Origin of the sequence: Streptomyces sp. NPDC029041, assembly GCF_040637515.1 — a bacterium.
Taxonomy (GTDB): Bacteria; Actinomycetota; Actinomycetes; order Streptomycetales; family Streptomycetaceae; genus Streptomyces.
Genome location: NZ_JBEZWO010000009.1, coordinates 151,991 through 172,316, shown reverse-complemented (window position 1 = coordinate 172,316; position 20,326 = coordinate 151,991). Strand labels below are relative to the sequence as shown.

The window sequence follows — 20,326 nt, the reverse complement described above, 5'->3', positions numbered from 1 at the left end:
TGAGGCCTCACCGCAGCGAGACCACCACCCCACCCACCACCGACAGCGAGGGGCAGTACCGCAGATGACCACCACCGAGGCGCGGCCCACGGACCGCAAGCCGCCACAGCTCGTGGACATGTCCTGGGATCCGATCACACGGATCATCGGGAACCTGGGCATCTACACGAAGATCGACTTCGCCAACCGGGAAGTCGTCGAATGCCACAGCACCTCGTCGCTGTTCCGCGGCTACTCGGTGTTCATGAAGGGCAAGGACCCGCGCGACGCGGGCTTCATCACGTCCCGGATCTGCGGCATCTGCGGCGACAACCACACCACCTGCTCCGACTACGCCCAGCAGATGGCCTACGGCGTCAAGCCACCCCCGCTGGCCGAGCACATCGTCAACCTCGGCGAGGCCGCCGAGTACATGTTCGACCACACGATCTTCCAGGACAACCTGGTCTTCGTGGACTTCTGCGAGGCCATGGTCAAGGCGACCAACCCCGGTGTCCTGGCCCGCGCCGAACGCACCGAGGCACCGCGCGGCGAGATCCACGGCTACCGGACGATCGCCGACATCATGAAGGCCTTCAACCCCTTCGAGGGCGAGGTCTACAAGGAGGCCCTGAAGGTCAGCCGGGTCACCCGCGAGATGTTCTGCCTGATGGAGGGGCGGCACGTCCACCCCTCCACGCTGTACCCGGGCGGCGTCGGCACGATGCCGCAGCCGACCGTCTTCACCGACTACCTCGCGCGCCTCATGCGGGTCATCGACTTCGTGAAGAAGGCCGTCGCCATGAACGACGACGTCTTCGACTTCTTCTACGAGGCACTGCCCGGCTACGAGGAGGTCGGCCGCCGCCGTGTCCTGCTGGGCTGCTGGGGTGCCTTCCAGAACCCCCAGACCGTCGACTACCGCTACGAGAACATGAATTCCTGGGGCAAGGACATGTACGTCACCCCGGGCATCATCGTCGACGGCGAACTGGTCACCAACAACCTCGTCGACATCAACCTCGGCCTGCGCATCATGCTGGGCAGCTCCTACTACGAGGACTGGGTCAACGAGCAGCCGTTCGTCACCCACGACCCGCTCGGCAACCCCGTCGACATGCGCCACCCGTGGAACCAGACCACCGTCCCGGTGCCGCAGAAGCGCAACTTCGACGACAAGTACAGCTGGGTGATGAGCCCCCGCTGGTTCGACCAGCGCACCGGCGACCACCTCGCCCTCGACACCGGCGGCGGCCCCCTGGCCCGCCTGTGGTCGACCGCGCTGAGCGGCCTGGTCGACACCCCGTACGTCAAGGCCACCGGCCACAGCGTGCGCATCTCCCTGCCCAAGGGCGAGTCGCTGCCGGAGACCACCCTGGAGTGGCGCATCCCGCAGTGGAGCAACACCATCGAACGCGACCGCGCCCGGCCCTACTTCATCGCCTACGCCGCCGCCATGGCCCTGCAGTTCCTCGAAGAGGCCATGGGCATGGTGCGCGCCGGCGAGACCAAGGTGTTCGAGAACTACGAGGTGCCCGAGGAGGCCATCGGCTGCGGCTTCCACGAGGCGGTGCGCGGCGTCCTCTCCCACCACCTGGTGATCAAGGACAAGAAGATCGCCAACTACCACCCGTACCCGCCCACCCCGTGGAACGCCAGCCCGCGTGACAAGTTCGGCACCCCCGGCCCCTACGAGGACGCCGTCCAGGGCCAGCCCATCTTCGAGGAGAACGGGCCGGACGACTTCAAGGGCGTCGACATCATGCGCACGGTCCGCAGCTTCGACCCGTGTCTGCCGTGCGGTGTGCACATGTACGTCGGCAAGGGCAAGACACTGACGACCCTGCATTCGCCGACGTACGGGGCGAACCATGGCTGAGGCCGCCGGCGCACGGCTGGCCGACCCGGACGTCGAGGCCCGGCTCGCCCGGCTCGACCAGGCGCTGGAAAGCCTCGAGTCCGCCCCCGGCCCGACGACCCGCTCCGCGACCGAGGCCGTGGCCCTGCTGACGGAGGTCTACGGCGAGGCGCTGGCCCGCGTGCTGGACCAGGCCGACGAGGCACTGGCCGAGCGGCTCGCCGACGACGAGCTGCTCGGGCACCTCATGGTGCTGCACGACATCCACCCCGAGCCCGCCGAACGCCGGGCGGCCCGCGCGGTCGAGCGGCTGCGGCCCGCCGTACGGGAACGCGGCGGCGACGTGGAGTGGGCCGGGGTCGAAGGGCAGGTCGCCCGGGTCCGTCTGACGAAGGGCGGCGGCGGGTGCGGATCCGGCTGCGGCGGCGGGGGATCGGAGGTCACCGACGCGGTCCGCGCGGCGGTGCTCGCCGTGGCTCCCGAGCTGACGGCGGTGGAGCCCCTGACCGAGACGCCCCCCGCCTTCGTCCCCCTGACCACGCTGACCCACCGGGGCGCACCGTGACGACCGACGGCGCACTGGCCCGCCTCATCCGCTCCTCGGCCGACCGCACGGCGGCGGCCGAGAAGGAGGTGTGCGACCTGTGCGCCGCGCCGGTCGCCGACGAACACGCCCACCTGTACGACACCGGGCAGGAGGAGGTGCGCTGCGCCTGCGGCCCCTGCTCCGTGCTGTTCGCCGACGCGGCGGCGGGGGAGAGCCAGTACCGGCTCGTGCCCCGGCGCCGGGTCCGGCTGCCCGAGGTCGACACGGCCGCGCTGGGCGTCCCCGTCGGCCTGGTCTTCTTCGTGCCCCGGGCCGACGGCACCGTCACCGCCGAGGGCCCGAGCCCGGCGGGAGCCATGCGCTGGGAGGTGGACGCTGCCGCCTGGGAGAAGGTGGCCGGGACGTGTCCACCGCTCGCGACCGTGGAACCCGATGTGGAGGCCCTGCTCGTGAACACCGTCCACGGCCTCGACCACCACTGGATCGTGCCGATCGACGACTGCTACCGGATGGTCGCCGTCGTACGCCGGGAGTGGCGCGGCCTGTCCGGCGGCGGCCGGGTCTGGCCGGCCGTCCGGCAGTTCTTCGAGGACCTCACCGAGCGGCCATAGCCACGCACTCCGCAGGTCGGAGGCGAGGAAGGAGAGCACCCCATGGGCAGCATCAGAGTGGGCCGGCCCCAGGCGAAGCCCGACACGCCCCGGCACGTCGCCGGGATGCACCAGGGCAACAAGGGACCGCGCCAGCAGCAGAAGGGGCACCACGCGGACGGCACCGCCGACGCGCGCCGCTCCACCGGGATCCACTGGAAACGGCATGACGCCCTGGCCGAGACCATGCCGAACATCTCGCCGGGATGACACACCGTGACGCGAACGAGCAGGGAGTCGCCGCAATGAAACGAGTACGCAGAACCGTCATGCGCAGGCGTGGCGGGATGAGCGGGCAGCGGGTGCTGAAGACCGAGGCCGTCCTGGTGGGCGGCGCGGTCCTGGCCCTGCTGTGCTGGGAGTGGCCCAGCCTGAGGCGCGAGGCGCGGATCTGGCGGATGGCGGGCGGATTCCGCGCCGGCCACCGCTACCCGTGAGCGGGCCGTGCACGAACTGTCGATCGCGACCGCGATCGTCGAGCGGGCCGGCGAGCTGGCCCGGGCGGACGGGACGGACACCGTCTCGAAGGTGACCGTCCGGGTCGGCGAGCTGGCGGGCGTCGTCCCGGACGCCCTGGACTTCGCCTTCGAGGTGGCCCGCGACGGCACGTCCCTCGCGGGCGCACGGCTCGTCGTCGAGCAGATCCCCGCGCAGGCCTGGTGCGGCGCGTGCGCCGAGGAGTTCGCGGTGGGTCTGCCCCCGTTCTTCTGGTGCCCGCGCTGCGAGAAGCCCTCCAGCGACCTGCGCAGCGGCCGTGAGCTGGAGATCGCCGGGATCGAGCCGGCACCGGCACAGTGAACGGGCGAGGGGCCCCGCCGACGCCTCGGCGGGGCCCCTCGCTCTGTCCGTCGCTCAGCAGATGCGCGGCAGCTGCTCCCCGAGCGGCAGATCCACCACCCGCGTCCCGCCGAGCCCGGTGGCGACCACCACCATCCCGGGATGCTCGGCGACGCACTCACCGATCTGCGTCGCCCCGGCGCCCTGCGGGTGGGCCCGCATGGCCGCCAGCACCTCCTCCGCCCGCGCAGGGGGCACGAACGCGACCAGCCGCCCCTCGTTGGCGACGTACAGCGGATCGAGCCCGAGGAAGCCGCAGGCGTTCGCCACGGCATCCGGTACCGGGATCGCCCGCTCCCGCAACCGGACCCCGGTCCCGGAGGCACGGGCGATCTCGTTGAGCGACGCTCCCAGGCCGCCTCTGGTGGGGTCGCGCAGCACATGGATGTCCGGGGTGACGGCAAGCATGGCCGCCACGAGATCCGCCAGCGGCGCGGTGTCGCTGGCGACCTCCACCCCGAACTCCAGCCCTTCACGCACGCTCATGATCGCCACTCCGTGCAGCCCGATCGGTCCGCTGACGATGACCGCGTCCCCGGGCCGGGCACGCTGGGGCCGGATGTCCACCCCGCCGGGCACGACCCCCACCCCGGCGGTGGTGACGTACACCCCGTCGCCGTGCCCCGACTCCACCACCTTGGTGTCACCCGTGGCGATCGTGACCCCGGCGGCCTCGGCGGCCGCCCCCATCGAGCGCGCGATCCGCTCGACCACCGTCAGCTCCACGCCCTCTTCCAGGATGAAGGCGGCGGAGAGGTACGCGGGCCGTGCGCCGCTCATCGCGAGGTCGTTGACGGTGCCGTTGACCGCGAGGTCGCCCAGACAGCCGCCGGGGAAGAACAGCGGCCGGACCACGTAGGAGTCGGTGGAGAAGGCCAGCCGCGCGCCGCCCAGTTCGAGCACGGCGGAGTCGGCGAGACCGGACAGGGTGGCGTTGCCGTAGGCGGGGGTGAAGATCTGCTCCATCAGCTCCGCCGACAGCGCGCCCCCGCCGCCGTGCCCCATGACCACGACCCCTTGGTCACGCAGCGGGGCGGGGCAGGTCCAGTTGGCCGGGTCGACCACGTCGGTGACGTGCTCAGGCAACGGGAGTCACCTCCTCCTGCGCCCCGGCCCCGGCGGACTGCGGGGCCGGGGCGTTCATGCGCCGGTAGAGGTAGTAGGCCGCACAGGCGCCCTCGCTGGAGACCATGGTGGCGCCGAGCGGGGTGCGCGGGGTGCAGGTCGTGCCGAACGCGGCGCACTCGGTCGGCTTGATCAGGCCCTGGAGCACCTCGCCGGCCCGGCACTCGGCGGGCTCCTCGGTACGGATCCCGCTCACGTCGAAGCGGTGCTCCGCGTCGTACGCGCGGAAGGCGTCGGTCAGCCGCCAGCCGCTGGCGGGGATCCGCCCGATGCCGCGCCAGTTCCGGTCGGTGACCTCGAAGACCTCCTCGATCATGCGCACAGCGGCCGGGTTGCCCTCCTCGCGCACGGCCCGCGGATAGGCGTTCTCCACCCGGTGCTCACCGCGCTCCAGCTGGCGTACCGCCCGGCGGATGCCCTCCAGGATGTCCAGCGGCTCGAAGCCGGTCACCACCATCGGCACCTTGAACCGCTCGGCCAGCTCCGGGTACTCGGCCATCCCCATCACACTGCACACGTGCCCGGCGGCCAGGAAGCCCTGCACCCGGCACTCCGGCGCCGTCATGATCGCCTCGACGGCCGGGGGCACCCGCACGTGCGACACCAGCAGACTGAAGTTGGCCAGGCCGAGCCGGCGCGCCTGGTGCACGGCCATCGCGTTGGCCGGAGCGGTGGTCTCGAAGCCGATCGCGAAGAACACCACCTCCCGGTCCGGGTTGCGGCGGGCCAGCTCCAGGGCGTCCAGCGGCGAGTAGACCACGCGTACGTCGCCGCCCTCGCCCTTGACCCGGAACAGGTCGCGGTCGGTGCCCGGCACCCGCAGCATGTCGCCGAAGGAGCAGAAGATCACCCCGGGCCGCGCGGCGATCTCCAGCGCCTTGTCGATGACCTCCAGCGGCGTGACACACACCGGGCAACCGGGCCCGTGAATCAACTCGACCTGCTCGGGCAGCAGTTGGTCGATTCCGTGCCGGATGATCGAGTGGGTCTGGCCGCCGCACACCTCCATCAGTGCCCAGGGCCGCGTGGCGGTGGCGCGGATCTCGTCCAGCAGGCGCCGGGCCAGCTGGGGGTCGTTGAACTCGTCGATGTACTTCACCGGGCCTCACTCCCGCTGTCCTGGGGCTCCGTCACCGCGGCGGCGCCCGCCTCCTTGGCCGCCTGCTCCCAGGCGTCCCCGAACTCCTCCTCCAGCAGCCCCAGTTCCTCGAACAGCTTCAGGGAGGCCAGGGCCGACTCCTCGTCCAGACGCTGGAGCGCGAAACCGACGTGCACGATGACGTACTCACCCACCTGCACGTCGGACACGTACTCCAGGCACGCCTGTTTCTGCACGCCGCCGAAGTCGATCAGTCCGGTGAGCGGGTCGGCGCTGTCGTCGATGGACACGACCTTGCCGGGCACTGCCAAACACATGGGTCACTCCTCCTGTCGTAGGTGTGCCGCGACCACCAGCTGGCCGAGGGCCAGCCCGCCGTCGTTGGGCGGGACTTCGCCGTGGCGGAGCACCGCGAAGCCGTTCTCGGACAGCAGCCGCGCGCACTCCTCCTCCAGCAGTGCGTTGGCGAACACCCCGCCGCTGAGCGCGACGGTGGCCAGGCCGGTGTCTCGACGCGCCCGCCGGCAGATCTCCGCCACCGCCCGTGCGACGGCACGGTGGAAACGGGCCGCGAGCACGGCGGCCGGGGTGCCGCGCCGCAGGTCGGCGATCAGCGCGCCGAGTACGGGTGCCGGGTCGAGATCCCCGGCGAAGGCGTACGCCGACGGTTCGGCGTCCCACGCCGAAGCGGCGGCGGCCTCCAGCTCCAGTGCGGCCTGCGCCTCGTACCCCGCGCGATGGCACACGCCCACGAGCGACGACACGGCGTCGAAGAGCCGGCCCATGCTGGAGGTCGGCACACAGGCCAGTCCGCCGGACAACTGCCCTTCGAGCACGGTCAGTTCCCGGGGTTCGCAGGCGCTCACGCACGGCAGGTCCGCGTCCCACGGCAGTCCGGCCGCCCACAGCCGGGCCAGGGCCAGACGGCACGGGTTGGCGACGCCCGCGTCACCGCCGGGCAGCGGGGCGGGGGCAAGGCGGGCGTAGCGGCGGAAGCCGGTGTAGTCGGCGAGCAGGATCTCGCCGCCCCAGACGGTGCCGTCGTCGCCGTAGCCCGTGCCGTCGAAGGCGACGCCGATCACGGGGGTGGTGCCGTCGAGGCCGTGCCCGGCCATGGCGGAGGCGATGTGGGCGTGATGGTGCTGGACCAGCACGGGGGCGTGCCCGGCCAGTCGGGAGGCCCAGCGTGCGGAGTGGTAGCCGGGGTGCCGGTCGGCGGCGACCAGCTCGGGACTCACCCCGGTGAGGGCCCGCAGGTGCGCGTCCGCCCGCCGGGCCGCCTCCAGGGTGCTCAGGTCGCCCATGTCGCCGATGTGCGGGCCGAACCAGGCCTGGTCGTCCGCGCCGAGGCACAGGGCGTTCTTGAGGTCACCGCCCACGGCGAGAGCGGGCCGCACCGGCACCGGCAGCCGCAGCGGCCGGGGCACGAACCCCCGGGACCGGCGCAGCACCTGCTCGGTGCCGTCGGGGCGTACCCGCAGCAGGGAGTCGTCGCAGGGGGAGGCGATGGGCCGGTCGTGGGCGAGCCAGGCGTCGGCCAGCCCGGCGAGCCGGTCCAGTGCCTCGTCGTCGTCCGTGACGATCGGCTCCCCGGAACGGTTGCCACTGGTCATGACCAGCACGCGGGGGCCGGGCGGATCACCGGGCAGGCCGAACAGCAGGGTGTGCACGGGCGTGTAGGGCAGCATCACGCCGAGGTGCGGGCTGCCGGGGCAGACGCCGGGCGCGAGGCCGTTCGCCTCCCGGTGCCGGCGCAGCAGGACGATGGGGCGGTGGGGGCCGGTGAGCGCGGCCCGTTCGGACGAGGAGAGCCGGGCGACGCGCCGTACCTCGTCGAGGTCGGCGCACATCACCGCGAACGGCTTGCCGCCGCGTGCCTTGCGGGTGCGCAGGGTGGCGACGGCGCGTGCGTCGCCGGCGTCGCAGGCCAGGTGGTAGCCGCCGAGCCCCTTGACGGCGACGATCCGCCCGGCCGCCAGCAGCGCGCGGGCCGATGCCAGGGCCTCGGCGTCCCGAGCCGGGCGGACCCCGCTCCCGGAGGCGGGCACCAGGCGGAGCCGGGGGCCACAGTCGGGGCAGGCCACCGGCTGGGCGTGGAAGCGGCGGTCGAGGGGATCGCCGTACTCACGGGAGCACGCGGCGCACATCGGGAAACCGCTCATGGTCGTGACCGCCCGGTCGTACGGCATGCCCGTCGCGATGGTGAAGCGGGGGCCGCAGTGGGTGCAGGTGACGAACGGGTGACGGTGCCGGCGGTCGGCCGGATCGCCCAGCTCCCGCAGGCAGTCCGGGCAGGTCGCCGTGTCGGGCGGGAGGAGGGTGCTGCCGGAGGAGCGGTCGGTGGAGCGGATGCCGAACGTTCCGTCGGCGCCCGTCGCGGGCAGCTCCTCGAACCCCACGCCGGTGACGGTGGCCAGCGGGGGAGGTTCCTTCGCCAGCCGGTCGCAGAAGTCGGCGACGCCCTCCGGCGGGCCCTCCACCTCGATCAGGACGCCGCTCGCCGTGTTGCTCACGAAACCCGCCAGCGTGAGCTCGGTGGCGAGGCGGTGCACGAACGGGCGGAAGCCCACGCCCTGCACGGTTCCGCGCACGGTGACGCGACGGCGTACCGCCCGGGTGACGGGCGCTGTCACGGGACGAGGCCGGCTTCGGCGCCCTCGGGGGAGTGGGTGTGGGTGTGCGGCCGGGGCGCCAGGGGCGGCCGGTGGACGGGGGCCCCGTCCCGGACGGCCAGTACCCGTTCCAGCAGGGTGTCGACGCCGGCGCCGGTGCGGGCGCACGAGCGCACCACCTCCACCCCCGGGTTGACCCGCCGGACGTTCGTCTCGAAGGCGGCCTCGTCGAACCCGGCCGGCCCGGACAGGTCGGTCTTCGTCAGCACGACCAAGTGGGCGGACCCGAACGCGGTGGGGTACTTCAGGGGCTTGTCCTCGCCCTCCGTCACCGCCATGAGCACGATCCGCAGACGCTCGCCGAGGTCGTAGGACGCGGGACACACGAGGTTGCCGACGTTCTCCACGAAGAGCAGCGAGGTCCCCTCGGGCAGCCAGCTCTCGACGTGGCCGCGCAGCTGCCGCGCCTCCAGATGACACAGCCCGTCCGTCAGCAGCTGCTTCACCGGGGCTCCCGAACGCGCCAGGCGCTCGGCGTCGTTCTCGGTCGCCAGGTCGGCGGTGAGCGCGGCCACCGGAAGGCCCCGCTCCACCGCCCTGGCCAGCACCCGGCCGAGCAGCTCCGTCTTGCCGCTGCCCGGGCTGGACAGCAGGTTGGCCACGCTCACTCCGCGCCGGGCCAGCTCCTCACGCAGGCCCGCGGCCAGGGAGTCGTTCTTCGCCAGGACGGCCTGGGTGACCTCGTCCACGGAATCGCACATGAGCGCCGCTCCTCGCGGTTCGGTAGTCGAATCGTTCCGCTACCGATCCTCCGCGCCGCCGCTCACCGTGCCCGGCAGCCCGGCCGACGACAGGGCGGCGGATTCGTCCGGGCGGCTCAACGGGGGCGTGGCCCCCGGGTCGGCCAGCAGCACCGGCACCATCGTGTGCAGGGCCGCGACGGCCCGCCCCACCGCCTCCCTCACCGTCGCGCTGATGCCCGGGGCGATGTCCTCGTCGGCGGGCGCCCGCAGCTCCGGTTCGCAGGCCAGCACCAGGACGCGGGGGAGCGGCTCGTCGCCCAGGTGGGCGGCCAGGGCGAGGACCTTCGCCGGGTCCATCCCGTGCGCCTCGGGCGGGGCGCCCGCGGTGGATCCGCCGGGCGGGTCCGGCTCGATCAGCGACAGTGTGCCCGGCTCGTGGCCCCGCACGGCCGCGTCGACCAGGACGGCCGTGTCGTAGCCGTCGAGCAGCTCGTAGGCCAGGTCCATGCCGCGGATGCCGAAGTCCCGCACCCGCACCTCCGGCGGCAGCGGGCGCAGGTCCAGGGCGCGGATCACCTCGGGGCCGAAGGCGTCGTCCGCGAGGAAGATGTTGCCGACGCCCGCCACGAGCAGCCGCGCGCTCACTGCGCTGCTCCCGCGGTCAGTGGCCGGGCGGAGCCGCTCGGGAGCTTGCGGACGAACGCGGACCGCAGCGCGTGGTACGGCGCCTCGCGGTCGAAGAAGACCGCGCGCATCCGGGCGAGTTCGTCCCGCCGGTACTCGGCGAGGGGCCGCTGGAGCTCGTCCGCGTGCCGTGCCGTCGCCTTGGCGGTGATACGACTGGGGAGATCGGGATCGCCGGCCAGGTCGGCGGCCAGCCGCTCGACCTCGGTGGCGAAGTCCCGGGCCGCGACCGGCACCAGACGGTCCACGAGTCCGAGCCGCTCGGCGGTCACGGCACTCACCGGCAGCGCCTCGCTGGTCAGCCGCTCGGCCGTCTCGGCGCCCGCCCGGCGGGGCAGCGAGTACGTCCAGAACTCCGACCCGTACAGGCCCATGTTCCGGTAGTGCGGGTTGAGGACGCCGCCCGTGCGGCACCAGACCTCGTCGGCGGCCAGGGCGAGCATGACACCGCCCGCCGCCGCGTTGCCGCCGAGGGCCGCCACCACCAGCCGGTCGGTGGTGCGCAGTACTGCCTCCACCAGGTCGTTCATGGCGTTCAGGTTGGACCAGGACTCGCCCGCCGGGTCGCTCGCCGCCTCGATGACGTTGAGGTGGATGCCGTTGGAGAAGAAGTCCCGGGCGCCGCCGAGCACCAGCACCGAGGTGGGGCGGGTGAGGGCGTAGCGCCAGGCGGCGAGCAGCCTGCGGCAGTGGGTGGTGCTCATGGCCCCGCCGGGGAACGAGAAGGTCAGAAAGCCGACCGGACCGCGCTGCCGGTAGCGGATGTCGGTCCAGGTGGTGCGGTCCGGCGGCAGTTCGAGCGGTGCCGCGATCTCGGGCAGCCAGTACGGGCGGTCGTGCGAACCCGGCATGCCCGGCCCGCTGCCGGGCGGGGCGGGGAAACCGGCGAGCACCGAGGCCGCGGGGCGGCGGAACGGCGCCGGGTCGCCGGAGCTCTTGCGGGGGCGCAGTTCCGGGATCCACACCGCGCCGTCCCGGGTGGCCCGGCAGACCGCGCCGGCCCGGGTCGCGAGCAGCTCACCGGGCTCGCCGCGCAGACGGTCCTCGGGGTGACCGCCGTGCAGGAACACCTCCCGGCCGCAGATCTCGTCCCGGACGCCGGGCTGCGAGTCGGCCCCGCGGAGCTTGCGCAGCACCGTCGCCGTGTCGTCGTTCTCCCAGTCGATCCGCCGCTGCTCCTGGCGGAAGAAGTCCCGCCACACCACGTGGATCCCGCTGTCGCTCTGCGCACGCGGTTTGTAGGACCCGTCGGCGTAGCGGCGTACGGCCAGCAGCACGGCGGCCGAGGCGGCGTCCGCCAGCTCGTTGCGGTACACGTCGCTCTTGCCCGCCGGCGGCACCGGGAAGGTGCCGTCCGCCCACACGTCCCCGGCGTCCATGGCCGCCTCGGCCTGCAGCACCGTGACGCCCCACTCGGAGACCTCCTCGGCGATCGCCCAGTCCAGCGCCGACGGACCCCGGTCGCCGGGTGGACCAGGGTGCACGATCAGGCAGGTGTGCTCCCGCCACACGTCCTCCGGCAGGGCCGACTTCAGCATCGGGGCGACGATCAGCTCCGGGCTTGTCTCGCGTACGGCGTCCCGGACGGCGTCGGGGCCGTGCGAGGCGAGCACGACGTCCACGTCGTGCCCCTCGTCCGACAGTTCGGCGAACACACGCTGGGACAGGCTGTTGAACGCGCTGGCGACGAGCAAGATGTCCATGACACGGCATGGTCGCCCTTCCCGGCAGGGCCGTGAAGGACCACGGCGGCGTTTCGCGGTGCTCATCCGCTTCCGGCGGAACGGGTGGGCGGCGGCCCTCGCCGGCGTCCCGGGCCTGCGGTCGTTCGAGGAGGTGGCCACCGGGCGGGCAGGTGCGTGCGGGGGTGTGGAACGCTGGGCGTGAGTGGTCGTGGTGCGGCCGCCGGACACGGGGGAGTGAGGGTGACGCGAGTGGGAGGACGGGCCGGTGGCGGCGCGCCGCGTGGGGTGGACGTGGCCCGGCTGGCCGGGGTTTCGCAGAAGACGGTGTCACGGGTCCTCAACGGAGAGCGCTATGTCTCCGAGGACGTGCGCCGGAGAGTGCTCGCGGCGGCCGGGGAACTCGGCTACCGGCTGAACAGCGCGGCACGGGCCCTGGCCTCGGGGCGGACCCGTTCCATAGGCGTGATCACCCTGGGAACCGCGCTCTACGGCCCCGCGTCGCTGCTGATCGGCATCGAGCGGGCCGCGCGGGACGCCGGCTACGCGCTCCGCGTCGTCAACACGCTCGAAGGCGACCCGGGCGGGGTGGCCGGCGCGGTGGAGTCGCTGCTGGAACAGGGCGTGGACGGCATCGTGGTATCCGAGCCGATCGACGAGGGGCCGGTCTCCATCGGCGTCGACGTGCCCGTCCTCGTGCTCGGCGCACCGGCGGCCTTCGGCGGTGCCCGCACCATGACCAGGGGAGTGGGCGCCGGACTCCTCGCCCGCGCGGCCACCGAGCATCTGCTGGACCTCGGGCACGCGACGGTCCACCACCTCGCCGGCCCGCAGCGGTGGTTCGCCGCGCGGGACCGGCTGGAGGGCTGGCGCGGTGCCCTCGCCGCCCGCGGCATCGCGCCGCCGCCCGTGCTGCACGGCGACTGGTCGGCCGCGTCCGGATACGCGGTGGGCCGCGAGCTCGCCGCGCACGGCGACTGCACCGCCGTCTTCGCCGCCAACGACGACATGGCCATCGGTGTCGTCCGCGCCCTGACGGAGGCCGGGCTGCGCGTGCCGGACGACATCAGCGTGGTGGGCTTCGACGACATCCCCGTGGCCGCCTACGTGACCCCGCCGCTGACCACGGTCCGGCAGCCGTTCGACGCCGTGGCGCAGGAGGGCATCCGGCTCCTGGTGCGGGCGATCGAGGAGCCGGACGCGGAGCTGCCGCCTGCGTACGAGCCGCCGGTCGACCTCGTCGTCCGCGCGTCCACGGCACCGCCGCCCCGGGGTGCACGCCCGCCCGCCCCCACCGCCGCGGGGCGGCTGGAGGGCACGGCAGCCGGTCCCGCTGATCCACCGGCCTCCCCCTTGCCCGGTGCCCGGGCCTGACGCACGCTGTTCGTATGGGTGGGCAAGACGGCCCTACGCTCATCAACTCCGTCCAGCGCGCCATGCGTCTGCTGGAGGCGGTGAGCGCGCACGAGAACGGCGCACCGGCCAAGCAGCTGGCGCGTGAGACGGGCCTGCCCCTGGCCACCGCCTACCACCTGCTGCGCACCCTGGTGCACGACGGGTACGTGCGGAAGCTGGACGACGGTGGCTTCGTCCTCGGTGACAAACTGCAGACGCTGCAGTCCACGGGCCGTGCACAGGCCCTGCTCAGCCGCGTCCGGCCGACCCTCGCCGCGCTGCGGGACGAGCTCGCGACAGCCGCGTACCTCACCTTCTACGAAGAGGGCGAGATCCGGGTCGCCGAGATCGTCGACGGACCCGGGACGCCCCGCGTCGATCTCTGGGTGGGCTTCGAGGACGCCGGGCACGCCACCGCACTGGGCAAGTCCGTCCTGCGGGAGCTGGACGAGGAGGCCCGCCAGGACTACCTCTCCCGGCACCATCTCGCCGACCTCACCCCGCGGACGATCACCAGTCTCCCCGAACTCCTGCGGAGGCTGGAGACCCCGCCCATGGCCCCGGCCGTCACGGACCTGGAGGAGTACGCCCTCGGCACGGTCTGTGTCGCCGTCCCGGTCTACAGCGGGGACACGCTCGGCTCCCTCGGTGTGTCGCTGCCGTCGAACCGGCTCTCCCGGCTGCCGGAGATCCGGGAGCGCCTGCTTCCGACCGCGAGCCGCGTGACCAGGAGCCTCTCGCTCACTATCTGAAAAGTCGCTTCTTGCCGGTGACTGCCCTCGCCCCGTTTTCTGGATAAGTCAGACATTTCCGGGACGTGCCCCGCGCACAGGTGAGGACTGCGGACACCGACATGAGCCAAGCCCGCAACCATGGAGTCCACCACCGGCCGATACGGCCGTTCAGCAACCGAGCAGCCGGTGCCGGGGCTTCGGCCCGCAGGCGCGCCGTCGCGCAGCTGGGCCCGGGCGCCCCCGTCCTGCCCGTCGTGGTCGTCGCGGCCGTCGTGTCGGCCGACCTCCTGGGCGGGGCGGGGATGATCTGGCTGCCCCTGCTCGCGGCCGGGCCGGCCCTGGCGGCCACGACCAACGGGCCACGCGGGGTCCTCTGCGTCGGCGGCCTCGCCGTGGCCGTCGGTGCGACGCTCGGGATCCGGGACGGTGTGCCGGGCCGGGAGCTGGCCGCCGTGCTGTCGGCCCTGGTCGCCGTCACGCTCGCGAGCGGCCTGGCCGGCGTGCTGCGCGGACGCAGGGAGCGGGTGCTCGCCGCCGTCCGGTCGGTCGCGGAGACCGCCCAGCACGCCCTGCTCAAGCCCGTGCCGTCGACCGTCGGGCCCTTCCAGGTGGCCGTCCGCTACAGCGCCGCCGCGGCCGAGGCCCGCATCGGTGGTGACCTCTACGCCCTCATACCCACCCCGCACGGGGTGCGGCTGATCGTCGGCGACGTGCGGGGCAAGGGGCTGCCCGCCGTCGGGACCGCCGCGCTGGTCGTCGGTGTCTTCCGCGAGGCAGCCCACGACGAGGCCGACCTCCTCGCCGTGGTCGACCGGATCGAGCGGAGCCTCGCCCGCAACCTCGGCCGCGACGACTTCGTGACCGCCGTGGTCGCCGGGTACCCGCGGGAGGGGCAGCTCGAGGTGGTGAACTGCGGGCACGCGCCCCCGCTCCTGGTACGCGCCTCCGGGACCATCACCCCGGTGGAGCCCGTGCTCCCGGCGCCGCCCCTCGGACTGCGCGACCTCGCGGGGTACACCCCGGGGCTCCACACGCTCCCCTTCGACGACGGCGACCAGCTGCTGCTCTACACCGACGGGGTCACCGAGGCGCGCGACGGAGGCCGCGCCTTCTATCCGCTGGCCGAGGGCCTGAAGCGGCATGTCTCACAGGAGCCGGCGCACACCCTGGGTGCGCTCCACGAGGAACTGCTGGCCCATGTGGGCGGCAGGCTGCACGACGACGCGGCCCTGCTCCTCATCCGCAAGCCGGCCGTGCGCGCGGCGGAAGCGAAGGCCGGCGTGGCGAACGGCACCGGGCCGGACGCTGCCGCCCCGGTGCCGGAGGCGGAGTGCTGCTGGTGACTGTCGTGGTCGGTGGCCCGGACGCTGCCTCCCGGTGGCGGTGGCGGGGGCCTGCTCGTGACAGCCGCGGCGGTCGCACCGGCTGGACGCTGCCGCCCCCCGGTGCCGGAGGCGGAGTGCTGCTGGTGACTGTCGTGGTCGGTGGCCCGGACGCTGCTGTCCCGGTGGCGGTGGTGAGGGTTTGCTCGTGATGGCCGCGGCGGTCGCACCGGCTGGACGCTGCCGCCCCCCGGTGCCGGAGGCGGAGTGCTGCTGGTGACTGTCGTGGTCGGTGGCCCGGACGCTGTTGTCCCGGTGACGGTGGTGAGGGGCTGCTCGTGACAGCCGCGGCGGTCGCACCGGCCGGACGCTGCCGCCCCGGTGCCGGAGGCGGAGTGCTGCTCGGACAGCCGCGGCGGTTGCACCCGGCCGGACGCTCGCGCCCCGTGCTGTTCCCGCGAGCCTCGCGGTCACGGCGGATCACGCCTCGCGCAGGTCCTTCACCCGGCGGATCTTCCCCACGGAACGCTCCAGGGTCTCCGGTTCGACGATGGTCACCTCGGCGGTGATGCCGATGCCGTCCTTGACGGCCTGGGCGATCGTCGCGGCCGCGGCCTCGCCCCGCTCCGGGCCGGCTCCGGGCCGGGCCTCGACCCGGACGGTCATGTGGTCCAGGCGGCCGCGCCTGGTCAGCAGGATCTGGAAGTGCGGGGCGACGCCGGGCGTGCGCAGCACGATCTCCTCGATCTGGCTGGGGAAGACGTTCACCCCGCGCAGGATGATCATGTCGTCGCAGCGGCCGGTGATCTTCTGGATGCGGCGGAACGCGGGCCGCGCCGTGCCGGGCAGCAACCGGGTCAGGTCGCGGGTGCGGTAGCGGACGACCGGCAGGGCCTCCTTGGTCAGGGACGTGAAGACCAGCTCGCCCTCCTCGCCCTCCGGCAGCACCTCACCCGTGACCGGGTCGACGACCTCGGGATAGAAGTGGTCCTCCCACACGTGCAGCCCGTCCTTGGTCTCCACGCACTCCTGCGCGACACCGGGACCGATCACCTCGGACAGGCCGTATATGTCGACGGCGTGGATGTCCGTACGCTCCTCGATCTCGCGGCGCATCTCCTCCGTCCAGGGCTCGGCGCCGAAGATGCCGACCCGCAGACCGCTCGCGCGCGGATCGACGCCCTGCCGTTCGAACTCGTCGAGCAGGGTGAGCATGTAGGACGGCGTGACCATGATGATCTCGGGCCGGAAGTCCTGGATGATCTGCACCTGGCGCGCGGTCATGCCCCCGGAGGCCGGGATCACCAGACAGCCCGCGCGCTCCGCCCCGTAGTGCGCGCCGAGACCGCCGGTGAACAGCCCGTAGCCGTAGGAGACGTGCACCTTGTGGCCCGGGCGCCCGCCCGCGGCGCGGATCGAGCGGGCGACGAGGTCCGCCCACATCGACAGGTCGTTCTCGGTGTAACCCACCACCGTGGGGCGGCCGGTGGTCCCGCTGGAGGCGTGGACCCGCCGCACCCGGTCCATGGGGACGGCGAACATGCCGAACGGGTAGGTGTCCCGCAGGTCGGCCTTCGTGGTGAAGGGGAAGCGGGACAGGTCCTCCAGCGAGCGGCAGTCCTCGGGGGACACCCCGGCCGCGTCGAACTTCTTCCGGTACGCCTCCACGTGGTCGTAGGCGTGCCGGAGGCTGCTGCGCAGGCGGTCGAGCTGGAGTTCGCGCAGCTGCTCGCGGGTCAGTCGCTCACCGTCGTCGAGCAGGTCGTGGGGAAGGGGCTCGCCGCGCCGCCGTCCCGCCGGTCCCGGGGCCTGTGAGGCCGTCGTCTCGCTGCTCATTCAGGACTCCTCCGGCCTCGCGTCCCTGATGCTGCGGCTGCGGCCCCGGAACTCGGCGACCACCTCGTCGCCGCGCCGGACCGTCACGTCGTAAAGGCCGCTGCGCCCGTACCGGGTGCGTTCCTCGGCCCGCGCCACGAGTTCGTCGCCCTCGTACGCCGGGGCCACGAAGGTGATGTCGGCGCCGGCCGCGACGGTCACCGGGCCGTGGCTGTTGCACGCGCAGGCGAAGGCGCTGTCGGCGAGCAGGAAGACGTATCCGCCGTGGGCGATCCCGTGCCCGTTCACCATCGCCGGGGTCACGGTCATCCGCAGTGCGGCGGTCCCCGCGCCCTGCTCCAGCAGCTCCATCCCGAGCCCGCGGGAGGCCTGGTCCGCGGCGAACATCGCCTCCGCGGGCGGCGTCGCGTCAGCGGTATGGGTCACTTCTCGCACCACCTCAAAGCCCGACCGAACATTCGGTTAGCTGGGGCTGTCATGTAATCCGGGCGGCTGGACGCCTGTCAAGGGTCCCGGACTTGCCCGAAGGGTCTTACCAAGGTGCGCCGACGTGTCCTACGATGGACCGAACGAATGGTCGGTTGGGAAGTGGGACGGATGGACACGACACACTCCAGCGCCCCGGGGGCGGACGGCGCCGAGCCGGATCTCCAGCAGCACTTCGACGCGACGATCGCGCGGGACCAGCGGATCGAGCCGCGCGACTGGATGCCGGAGGGGTACCGGAAGACCCTCATCCGGCAGATCGCGCAGCACGCGCACTCGGAGATCATCGGTATGCAGCCGGAGGGCGAGTGGATCACCCGCGCTCCGTCGCTGCGCCGCAAGGCCATTCTGTTCGCCAAGGTCCAGGACGAGGCCGGGCACGGGCTGTACCTGTACTCCGCGGCGGAGACGCTGGGCGCCGACCGCGCGGACCTCACCGAGCGGCTGATCGAGGGCCGCCAGAAGTACTCGTCGATCTTCAACTACCCGACGCTGAGCTTCGCCGACGTCGGCGTGATCGGCTGGTTCGTGGACGGCGCCGCGATCTGCAACCAGGTGCCCCTGTGCCGCTCCTCCTACGGACCGTACGCGCGCGCCATGGTCCGGATCTGCAAGGAGGAGTCGTTCCACCAGCGGCAGGGCTACGAGCTGCTGATGACGATGATGCGCGGCACCCCGGAACAGCGCGAGATGGTGCAGGACGCCGTGAACCGCTGGTGGTGGCCGTCGCTGATGATGTTCGGCCCGCCCGACGACGCCTCGCCCAACTCCGCGCAGTCCATGGCCTGGAAGATCAAGCGGCACAGCAACGACGAACTGCGCCGGCGCTTCGTCGACATGACCGTCCCGCAGGCCGAGAAGCTCGGCGTGACGCTCCCCGACCCGGAGCTGCGCTGGAACGAGGAACGGGGCCACCACGACTTCGGCACGCCCGACTGGGACGAGCTGATGCGGGTCATCAAGGGCGACGGCCCGTGCAACGACCAGCGGATGCAACGGCGCCGCACGGCCCACGAGGAGGGCGCCTGGGTGCGCGAGGCGGCCACCGCCCACGCCGCCAAGCAGGCCGCCCGCGCGGAGAAGGGAGCGGTGGCATGACCGCCGACAAGCAGGACTGGCCGCTGTACGAGGTGTTCGTACGCGGCAAGCGCGGGCTGAACCACGTCCACGTGGGATCGCTGCACGCCGCCGACGACCGCATGGCGCTCACCCACGCCCGTGACCTGTACACCCGGCGCAACGAGGGCGTGAGCATCTGGGTCGTGCGCTCCGAGCACATCGCCGCCTCCACCCGCGACGAGAAGGACCCCTTCTTCGAGCCCAGCGCCGACAAGGTCTACCGGCACCCGACCTTCTACGACATCCCCGAAGACGTCCCGCACATCTGAAGGAGAGGGCATTGAGCGACGACCACGTCTACCTGACCCTCGCCGAGGGACACGAGGACGACACCCGCTGGGCCTACGGCACCGGCTTCGAGGACCCCCTGCACGGCATCGACACGACCGTGCCGGACGACGTGGACGCCGGTGAACTGGCCGCCCTCTGCGTCACCCTGGCCGACGACGCCCTCGTCTGCGCCCAGCGGCTCGCCGAGTGGACCACCCGAGCCCCCGAGCTGGAGGAGGAGGTGGCGCTGGCCAACATCGGGCTCGACCTCCTCGGCCAGGCCCGCCTGCTCTACTCCCGCGCCGGCCAGGCCGACGGCACCGGCCGCGACGAGGACGCCTACGCCTACTTCCGCGACCCCGGCGACTTCCGCAACGTACGCCTGGCCGAACTTCCCAACGCCGACTTCGCCTTCTCGATCGTGCGACTGCTGGTCCTCTCCAGCTGGCGCCTCGCCCACTTCGAGCGGCTCACCGAACACCGCGACCCGGTGCTCGCGGCGATCGCCGCCAAGGGCGTGAAGGAACTGACCTACCACCGCCAGTACGCCGCCGAGTGGGCCGTGCGCCTCGGCGACGGCACCGAGGAGTCCCACCGCCGGATGCGCAAGGCGCAGGAACAGGTGGCGCCCTACCTGGGCGAGCTGTTCACGGCCTACGACGTCCGGGACGAGGTCGTCGCGGTCCTCCGCCAGGTCACCGGGGCGGCCGGACTGCCCATGCCGGTCTACCGCCCCCTGCCCGGCTCGGGCCGCACGGGGGACCACACCGAGCATCTGGCCCCGCTGCTGGCCGAGTTGCAGGGCGTGGCCCGTGCCCACCCGGAGGCGGCATGGTGACGGCACTCCTGGACGCGCGACGGGCCCGGCGCATCGCCGAGCAGGTGCCCGACCCCGAACTGCCCATGCTCACCCTGGCCGACCTCGGCGTGCTGCGCGAGGTGACGCTGGACCCGGACGGCACGGTCGTCGCGAGCCTGACCCCGACCTACTCGGGCTGCCCGGCGATGGCCGAGATGCGCGCGGGCGTGGCGGCCCGGCTGCGCGAGGCGGGCTATGGGCGCGTGGAGATCCGCACGGTCCTCGACCCGCCGTGGAGCAGCGACTGGATCACGGCGGAGGGCCGGCGCAAGCTCACCGAGCACGGCATCGCCCCGCCCGGAGCAGTGCCGCGGCACGCCCCCGGCCCGGTCCCGCTGGTGCTGACACCGCCCCGCCGCTCGGTGCCCTGCCCGCGCTGCGGTCACCCCGACACCGAGGAGACCTCCCGCTTCGGCGCCACGTCCTGCAAGTCCCTGTGGCGCTGCCTCGCCTGCCGCGAGCCGTTCGAGTACGTCAAGGAGATCTGAT

General features: G+C 73.0%; 22 protein-coding genes. 13 read left to right on the top strand and 9 right to left on the bottom strand.

Features of this window, described 5'->3' with window-relative positions:
* The first annotated feature begins 64 nt into the window (after positions 1-64).
* Genes AB0F04_RS24645 through hypA form a run of 6 tightly spaced genes read left to right on the top strand, consistent with a single transcriptional unit; the run spans position 65 to position 3,832 of the window.
* Positions 65-1,858, top strand: coding sequence for a nickel-dependent hydrogenase large subunit (locus AB0F04_RS24645; protein ID WP_362044567.1), 1,794 nt, complete (start codon positions 65-67; stop codon positions 1,856-1,858).
* A complete protein-coding gene (locus AB0F04_RS24640) occupies positions 1,851-2,402 on the top strand; it encodes a NifU family protein (RefSeq protein ID WP_362044565.1) in 552 nt (183 codons plus the stop codon). The genes AB0F04_RS24645 and AB0F04_RS24640 overlap by 8 nt, the downstream gene beginning before the upstream one ends.
* Positions 2,399-2,995, top strand: coding sequence for a DUF5947 family protein (locus tag AB0F04_RS24635; protein WP_362044563.1), 597 nt, complete (start codon positions 2,399-2,401; stop codon positions 2,993-2,995). Before AB0F04_RS24640 ends, AB0F04_RS24635 begins: the two co-directional genes overlap by 4 nt.
* Positions 2,996-3,037: 42 nt before the next feature.
* The gene (locus AB0F04_RS24630; protein ID WP_344455147.1) at positions 3,038-3,244 is read left to right on the top strand and encodes a hypothetical protein; all 207 of its coding nucleotides are present in this window, start codon (positions 3,038-3,040) and stop codon (positions 3,242-3,244) included.
* A 35-nt stretch (positions 3,245-3,279) separates the two neighbouring features.
* A complete protein-coding gene (locus AB0F04_RS24625) occupies positions 3,280-3,471 on the top strand; it encodes a hypothetical protein (protein WP_159038813.1) in 192 nt (63 codons plus the stop codon).
* A 7-nt stretch (positions 3,472-3,478) separates the two neighbouring features.
* On the top strand, positions 3,479-3,832 hold the full coding sequence (gene hypA / locus AB0F04_RS24620; protein ID WP_362044561.1) for a hydrogenase maturation nickel metallochaperone HypA: 354 nt from the start codon (positions 3,479-3,481) through the stop codon (positions 3,830-3,832).
* A 54-nt stretch (positions 3,833-3,886) separates the two neighbouring features.
* Here hypA and hypE read toward each other — a convergent pair whose 3' ends face one another.
* From hypE to AB0F04_RS24585, 7 genes are read right to left on the bottom strand one after another with little or no spacing between them, the layout of a single operon-like run.
* On the bottom strand, positions 3,887-4,957 hold the full coding sequence (gene hypE, locus AB0F04_RS24615) for a hydrogenase expression/formation protein HypE (protein WP_362044559.1): 1,071 nt from the start codon (positions 4,955-4,957) through the stop codon (positions 3,887-3,889).
* Complete coding sequence (gene hypD, locus AB0F04_RS24610; protein WP_362044557.1) at positions 4,950-6,095, bottom strand: hydrogenase formation protein HypD; 1,146 nt, start codon at positions 6,093-6,095, stop codon at positions 4,950-4,952. The genes hypE and hypD overlap by 8 nt, the downstream gene beginning before the upstream one ends.
* A complete protein-coding gene (locus AB0F04_RS24605; RefSeq protein WP_362044555.1) occupies positions 6,092-6,412 on the bottom strand; it encodes a HypC/HybG/HupF family hydrogenase formation chaperone in 321 nt (106 codons plus the stop codon). Before AB0F04_RS24605 ends, hypD begins: the two co-directional genes overlap by 4 nt.
* Before the next feature lie 3 nt (positions 6,413-6,415).
* On the bottom strand, positions 6,416-8,728 hold the full coding sequence (gene hypF / locus AB0F04_RS24600; protein ID WP_362044553.1) for a carbamoyltransferase HypF: 2,313 nt from the start codon (positions 8,726-8,728) through the stop codon (positions 6,416-6,418).
* Complete coding sequence (gene hypB / locus AB0F04_RS24595) at positions 8,725-9,468, bottom strand: hydrogenase nickel incorporation protein HypB (protein WP_362044551.1); 744 nt, start codon at positions 9,466-9,468, stop codon at positions 8,725-8,727. Before hypB ends, hypF begins: the two co-directional genes overlap by 4 nt.
* Positions 9,469-9,507: 39 nt before the next feature.
* Entirely contained in the window at positions 9,508-10,095 is a 588-nt protein-coding gene (locus AB0F04_RS24590; protein WP_362044549.1) for a hydrogenase maturation protease, read from the bottom strand.
* The gene (locus AB0F04_RS24585; protein WP_362044547.1) at positions 10,092-11,837 is read right to left on the bottom strand and encodes an enoyl-CoA hydratase-related protein; all 1,746 of its coding nucleotides are present in this window, start codon (positions 11,835-11,837) and stop codon (positions 10,092-10,094) included. The genes AB0F04_RS24590 and AB0F04_RS24585 overlap by 4 nt, the downstream gene beginning before the upstream one ends.
* Before the next feature lie 267 nt (positions 11,838-12,104).
* Here AB0F04_RS24585 and AB0F04_RS24580 point away from each other — a divergent pair, with 267 nt between their 5' ends.
* From AB0F04_RS24580 to AB0F04_RS24570, 3 genes are all read left to right on the top strand, one after another.
* Positions 12,105-13,190 (top strand): LacI family DNA-binding transcriptional regulator, encoded by a 1,086-nt coding sequence (locus tag AB0F04_RS24580; protein WP_362044916.1) that lies wholly within the window; start codon positions 12,105-12,107, stop codon positions 13,188-13,190.
* Between the two features lie 14 nt (positions 13,191-13,204).
* Positions 13,205-13,963, top strand: a complete 759-nt coding sequence (locus tag AB0F04_RS24575) for an IclR family transcriptional regulator (protein WP_352099921.1) — start codon at positions 13,205-13,207, stop codon at positions 13,961-13,963.
* Between the two features lie 101 nt (positions 13,964-14,064).
* A complete protein-coding gene (locus AB0F04_RS24570; protein WP_362044545.1) occupies positions 14,065-15,288 on the top strand; it encodes a PP2C family protein-serine/threonine phosphatase in 1,224 nt (407 codons plus the stop codon).
* A 459-nt stretch (positions 15,289-15,747) separates the two neighbouring features.
* On the opposite strand, the gene paaK is transcribed toward AB0F04_RS24570, so the two are convergent.
* Both paaK and paaI read right to left on the bottom strand, forming a co-directional pair.
* The gene (paaK, locus tag AB0F04_RS24565) at positions 15,748-17,103 is read right to left on the bottom strand and encodes a phenylacetate--CoA ligase PaaK (RefSeq protein ID WP_362044543.1); all 1,356 of its coding nucleotides are present in this window, start codon (positions 17,101-17,103) and stop codon (positions 15,748-15,750) included.
* The gene (gene paaI / locus AB0F04_RS24560) at positions 17,104-17,490 is read right to left on the bottom strand and encodes a hydroxyphenylacetyl-CoA thioesterase PaaI (RefSeq protein ID WP_362044914.1); all 387 of its coding nucleotides are present in this window, start codon (positions 17,488-17,490) and stop codon (positions 17,104-17,106) included.
* A 210-nt stretch (positions 17,491-17,700) separates the two neighbouring features.
* On the opposite strand from paaI, the gene paaA reads away from it, so the two are divergent.
* The 4 genes from paaA to paaD are packed head-to-tail and all read left to right on the top strand — an operon-like array spanning position 17,701 to position 20,325.
* On the top strand, positions 17,701-18,687 hold the full coding sequence (gene paaA / locus AB0F04_RS24555; protein ID WP_362044541.1) for a 1,2-phenylacetyl-CoA epoxidase subunit PaaA: 987 nt from the start codon (positions 17,701-17,703) through the stop codon (positions 18,685-18,687).
* Complete coding sequence (gene paaB, locus AB0F04_RS24550) at positions 18,684-18,977, top strand: 1,2-phenylacetyl-CoA epoxidase subunit PaaB (RefSeq protein ID WP_030844556.1); 294 nt, start codon at positions 18,684-18,686, stop codon at positions 18,975-18,977. The genes paaA and paaB overlap by 4 nt, the downstream gene beginning before the upstream one ends.
* An 11-nt stretch (positions 18,978-18,988) precedes the next feature.
* Complete coding sequence (gene paaC / locus AB0F04_RS24545; protein WP_362044539.1) at positions 18,989-19,816, top strand: 1,2-phenylacetyl-CoA epoxidase subunit PaaC; 828 nt, start codon at positions 18,989-18,991, stop codon at positions 19,814-19,816.
* Entirely contained in the window at positions 19,810-20,325 is a 516-nt protein-coding gene (paaD, locus tag AB0F04_RS24540) for a 1,2-phenylacetyl-CoA epoxidase subunit PaaD (protein ID WP_362044537.1), read from the top strand. The genes paaC and paaD overlap by 7 nt, the downstream gene beginning before the upstream one ends.
* Position 20,326 lies beyond the last annotated feature (1 nt).